The sequence below is a fragment of the Prevotella sp. P3-92 genome, assembly GCF_002251205.1.
Classification (GTDB): domain Bacteria; phylum Bacteroidota; class Bacteroidia; order Bacteroidales; family Bacteroidaceae; genus Prevotella.
Genome location: NZ_NPJE01000036.1, coordinates 1 through 5793, shown reverse-complemented (window position 1 = coordinate 5793; position 5793 = coordinate 1). Strand labels below are relative to the sequence as shown.

The following is a 5793-nucleotide window of genomic DNA, read 5'->3' as shown; positions in this document are numbered from 1 at the left end:
AATTCATCGGCAACAACCTTACAAGCGCGATGCCTGCATTAACCATTGGACAGGAACAGAGACAGCACGCCATCGGCTACCTTACGGGACAGGTGGTGTACGCTACCGGCGGCGAGGCCCTCGGCACCGTCACCGTGTACGACCGCAAGGGGCAGGCGGTGAGATGTGTACGCAAGGGTCTCGGCGGACGTCTCGAGGATGTGGTCACGGCATACACGTTCACGGGTGCCGTTGACAGCACGGAGGTGCATGCCGGTGTCGGTTACGGGAGTGACTTCATGGCAAAGACCTCCTATACGTACCAATATGGCAAAAAGACAAAGATGAGCCTGTCCGTCAGACATGGTGCCTCCACACAGTCGCGTGAGACGGGATACGTCTATGACGCCATAGGCAGGCTGGAAAGGAAGGAAAGGCAACTGACCAGGACATCCAAGTCCATGTGCTCATATACATACGACGTTCACGGATGGCTCAAGAGCGTCAGCAGCGGAGGATTCCGCGAAGACCTGTACTATGCCGACGGTCTTGACAGCGCATGCTACAACGGAAACATAAGCACCGTGCGGTGGAAGGCAAGGAATGATAGCGAATACAAGGGCTACAACCTGAGGTACGACGGGTGCAACCGCCTGTACCTGGCGCTTTTCGGAACAGGCGACAACCTGACAGGCAACAGAAACTACTTCAACGAGCAGGCGGAGTACGACTGCAACGGAAACATCAAGAGGCTGCGACGTTGCGGGCTTCAGGACGCGATGCACGGAGGTTTCGGATTGGTTGACGACCTGCGGATGACATACGAGGGGAACCAGTTGGCAAGCGTGTTCGACAACGTATGGAGACTTCCGTACGCAGGGGCGACGGACTTCGACGGCGTGGCTGGGCAGGAGTATCCACTGACATACAACGGGGCAGGGTCGCTCACGAGCGACGCGAGCCGCAGGATAGCGAGGATAGACTATGATCTGAGGAACAATCCGATAAGGATACAGTTCACCGACGGAAACGTGACGAAATATGTCTATAGCGCAATGGGCGAGAAACTGCGCGTGGTGTATCAGACAGCCGTTCCGAACATCACCGTCGCCATAGGAAGCACAAGGGAGCTCATGCCGTCGGAGATACTATACACAGACTCCACGGACTATCTGCTTGGAGGTGCCTTGACGCTTAAGAACGGACGCATAGACATGTTCCAGTTTGACGAGGGATACTGCCAGGCCACACAATATAATGCCACGCAGGACAACTTCACCTTCCTGTACTATGACAAGGACCACCTGGGAAATGTACGTCAGGTGACGAAAGCGGTAGGCAGCAATGGGACAGTAGTACAGACGATGAACTACTACCCCTTTGGAGCCCAGTTCTGTGACGGCTCTGCCGCATCAGGTGACGTGCAGCCGTACAAGTACAACGGCAAGGAACTGGACAAGATGCACGGATTGAACACCTACGACTACGGAGCGCGGCAGTACAATCCAGTCACCGCACGTTGGGACAGGATGGACCCGTTGGCGGAGAAATACTATAGCGTTAGTCCGTATGTGTATTGTTTGGGGAATCCAGTAAAGTTTGTGGACGAAGATGGCTTGAAGCCTACGGAAGAGGAAGCGGCTCGAATCGCGCATCATGTATATGGCAAAGACAAAGTTGAACTCATTGGGGGGTGGAGAGTCTCTAATTTGCATATAGACGGAGTCACTTTAAGGGATGACCGTTCTGGTTTTAAGTCTGCTATATATGAACGTACAATTGACGGGGTCACAGAATATGTCTATGCTACTTCAGGAACAGATAGTGATAGTTATGAAGACTGGAAAAATAATTTCTTACAGGTATTTGGAGTCTCGGAGCAGTATAATATTTCAAAGGAAAACGCACGTGTTTTATCGGACAATATTAATCAAGAACTTACTTTCGTAGGTCATTCTTTGGGCGGAGGCATGGCGGCTACGAATGCCTACAAGACAGGTCGCAGTGCAATGACATTTAATGCCGCATGGGTAAGTCCCCTTACCATTGCACCATGGAACAGGAAAGGTGCAAAAATAGACGCATATGTTCATGTTCGGGATGAATTGAATATTTTCCAACAAACACACATGGGAGTGAGAGCTAATGGAAATATACATTGGCGCAATAAAAACCGTGCAATAATGGGGCACAGCATAAAGAATTTCTATCCCTCGGGAAAGGAAATGATAATGCAGAAGAGCAAAAATGCACAATCGCAATATACGTTGAATACTAACAATATTTTATTTGGCTTTTAATTATGAAACATAATGGATATTTTTGTGCAATATGTGTCTTGCTGGTATTGTTGTCGTCCGCGTGCATAGACAGGGAGGCGCCAGTAGATAAGAAAAAACTATTAGGAGATGATTTTAGGTTATTTCAAGGCACCATTGCATGGAATTTAGCCAAGGCTGTACAAGACGAAAATGCCGATGAAATAAGGCGGCAGGTTCAGGATAAGAATATACCTATTGATTATAAGGAAGATAGATGGAAGCAAACTCTATTAATGCTTGCCACCCATAATAATAAGAAAGAATCAGTAAAAGCATTATTGGAATTAGGTGCAAATCCTAATGTACCATGTGATACCATTAGATATAGAGGGGATAATTCGGTTATTATTGCTTCAAGATTTAGTCGTGTTTCCCCTGAAATACTAAAGATGTTGTTAGAATATGGTGGAGACCCCAATTCCGTAGAGCGCGGAGTGCAGCAAGACAATCTTGGCAACTGGATTCCCGCTCGCCATTTTGCGTTGTTCGAGGCAGTGGATTTGGATGAAGATTATGAAAAAGTAAGAATGCTTGTGGAGGCAGGTGCTGATGTTAACATGCAGACAGAAGATACAGGTGCAGGTGCAATGTATGTCGCACTAACATTTGATCGTATGGATGTCCTTCTTTATTTACTGGAACACGGAGCAGACTATAATAGGAAGTTTAAAAGAATGGATGTTATCAGTTCTAAAGACTCTGCATATTACAAGTCATTTTATGTTGACATTCTTTATATGTTGAGACTTAGGGCATATCCTCTTGACTCTAAAAAGCATAAGGAAAAGTTAAAAGTCATAGATTTTTTAAAGGAAAGAGGAATGGACTATTGGAAGTCACCTGTCTCAGATTGGGCTTTAACTGTTATAAAACGTGAAATATCTCCGAAGGATGAAAAGGAATTACAGGAATATCTCAAGCGGTATTGACAACTGCAACGTGACGAGGTTTGTCTATTCCGCCACGGGCGAGAAACTGCGAGTGGTGTATCAGACTGCCGTTCCGAACATCACCGTCGCCATAGGAAGCACAAGGGAGCTCATGCCGTCGGAGATACTATACACAGACTCCACGGACTATCTGCTTGGAGGTGCCTTGACGCTTAAGAACGGACGCATAGACATGTTCCAGTTTGACGAGGGCTACTGTCAGGCCACACAATATAATGCCACGCAGGACAACTTCACCTTCCTCTACTATGACAAGGACCACCTGGGCAATGTCCGTCAGGTGACGAAGGCGATAGGCAGCACGGGGACGGTGATGCAGACGATGAACTACTACCCCTTTGGAGCCCAGTTCTGTGACGGCTCCGCCAATAACAACGATGTGCAGCCATACAAATACAATGGTAAGGAACTGGATAAGATGCACGGACTGAACACCTACGACTACGGCGCACGGCAGTACAATCCCGTCACTGCACGTTGGGACAGGGTAGATCCGCTGGCGGAGAAGTACTATAATGTGAGTCCGTATGCGTATTGCCACAATAATCCGGTAATGTTGATGGATCCAGATGGGATGGATGATTATTACACTTCTGACGGAACATACTTAGGTACAAACTCTGCAGAATCGGATTATATATATATAAGTGATGACTATCGCGAACTGAAAGATGGCAAATATGTTATCAATCTTAATACAAGAGTTGGTTTACCATCATCTGATATTTCGGCAGAAGCTTTATCAAAAATTTTCACACATATCGTTGGAAGAATGCCTGAAGTAGATTTAACCCAAATAGATTGTAATCAGATTAATGTTGTGAAATGGTCACGTGACGCATATAGCAACACTATACACGTTGATAGCCATTATGGTAATGTCATGGTGGTGATGATAAAACAAATGCGAGCACATTAGGCAACAATATAACAGCTTTTTGGGGAGACAACAAACAAATGTTTGAATCACGAAGTAATATTCAGAACATGTTAGGTGGAGAAGAATACACCTGCCATATAAAAAAACAATGGCATCACTACATGAAAGATAGTAGGAATCCTAACAAAACCGACAATATTAAAATATTTAATTATTTAATGAACCACCCAACATGGAATAAGACAACTGATACTTACAAACAAAGTTTGATAAGATACAAACAATTTTTTTTAGGAGAATAAAAGATGAAGAGATTAATAATTGTCACATTAGTACCCCTTTTGTTTGCGTGCAATGACAAATATGTCTTGCAGGCGAATTTATGCATGGTTGGTGATAATAAAGAGATAAGGAGAGACGAAATGGATAACGTTTTCAACATAAGATGTTTGTCCATTCACTATTTAGCCATAAACAAATCCAATGACTCCATATTTATACCAATAGGGTATCCATACGAGAAAACGGTTATTGCCAATATAGAGTCAAGGGATTTATTTTATCAGCCATATCAATTATATAGATGTAATAAGTTTAATGGTTCAGCACAGCAATATTTTGCACCGGGAGATAGTATTTCAATTACATTCCTTTTTGCCATATATCCTAAAAACAGTACTGATAGCGAATGGTTGCGGAATGTTTCAACCAAGGAGTTGATGTCAAAGATGGAGTTAAAATTGGTTAAGCCAACGAATGGGAAAAACATAGATAAAATTCCCAACATAATCTTTAATAATGACACTAACGATATATGCATAAATCCAGTAATAAGTGTGCAAGATTCAGATCAGAAGATGGATTATGAGTCGATTAAACATAATTAAAGTAAATTGAGACATGAGCACGGTGCGCATTGAAAATACTGATATTCAAATTTGTTTAGATTATGTCGTCCAAACGAACGATTCCGTTATCTCCATCAATAGTTACAACTACAGGAAGCCATGAGTATAAATAAAATACACATAACGCTGATAACGATGCTTGCGGTGCCGCCATGCTCGGTTCTGGCTCAGACTCCATCCCAGAACTACGTCAGGACCGTGACGATGCTCGACGCTTACGGGACGGATTCCATTCAGGCTGTGCAGTACTACAACGGCCTGGGCCGCCCCACGCTCTCTGTCGCCACGGCGGGAGGAAACGGCGAGACCGCCTGCACCCTGACGACCTACGACGGAGCGGGGCGCGAGAAACGCAGGTATCTCCCCGTGCCTGCAAGCGGACTCGACTATATCCCCGTGAGCGGGGTCACGTCCATGGGCTTGTTTTATCTTGACGACGGATTCTTCACCGAGAGCCACTACGACGCGCTCGACAGGGTGACAGCAGTCGACATCGCAGGAGACACATGGAGACAGGCGGGAAAGCAGGACAGGACGGAACACCTCGCAAACACCGCTTCCGACCAGGTGCTGCACTTCGAGGCTCCCGAGGACGGCTCGTACAGCCTCACGCTCCCCGAGAACACAGCCTTCGAGTACTATCCAGAGGGAACGCTGGCAAAAGCAGTGTCTTACGATGCCGACAACAGGAGCACAGCCGTATTCACCGACCTGCTCGGGAGGAAGATTATGGAGCGCACCGCAGCAGGAGATAC

The 5793-nt window shown here is 45.9% G+C and carries 5 protein-coding genes; all 5 read left to right on the top strand.

Features of this window, described 5'->3' with window-relative positions:
• Positions 1-2279, top strand: a 2279-nt coding sequence (locus CIK93_RS05665) for an RHS repeat-associated core domain-containing protein (protein WP_216820889.1), incomplete at its 5' end; no start/stop codon positions are given.
• Between the two features lie 2 nt (positions 2280-2281).
• A complete protein-coding gene (locus CIK93_RS05660) occupies positions 2282-3229 on the top strand; it encodes an ankyrin repeat domain-containing protein (RefSeq protein ID WP_094446818.1) in 948 nt (315 codons plus the stop codon).
• A complete protein-coding gene (locus CIK93_RS05655) occupies positions 3192-4169 on the top strand; it encodes an RHS repeat-associated core domain-containing protein (protein WP_254046745.1) in 978 nt (325 codons plus the stop codon). The genes CIK93_RS05660 and CIK93_RS05655 overlap by 38 nt, the downstream gene beginning before the upstream one ends.
• Positions 4170-4435: 266 nt before the next feature.
• On the top strand, positions 4436-5017 hold the full coding sequence (locus CIK93_RS05645) for a hypothetical protein (protein ID WP_094389612.1): 582 nt from the start codon (positions 4436-4438) through the stop codon (positions 5015-5017).
• 120 nt (positions 5018-5137) lie between these two features.
• Positions 5138-5793: DUF6443 domain-containing protein (locus CIK93_RS05640; protein WP_144007322.1), on the top strand; the 656-nt coding region annotated here is incomplete at its 3' end.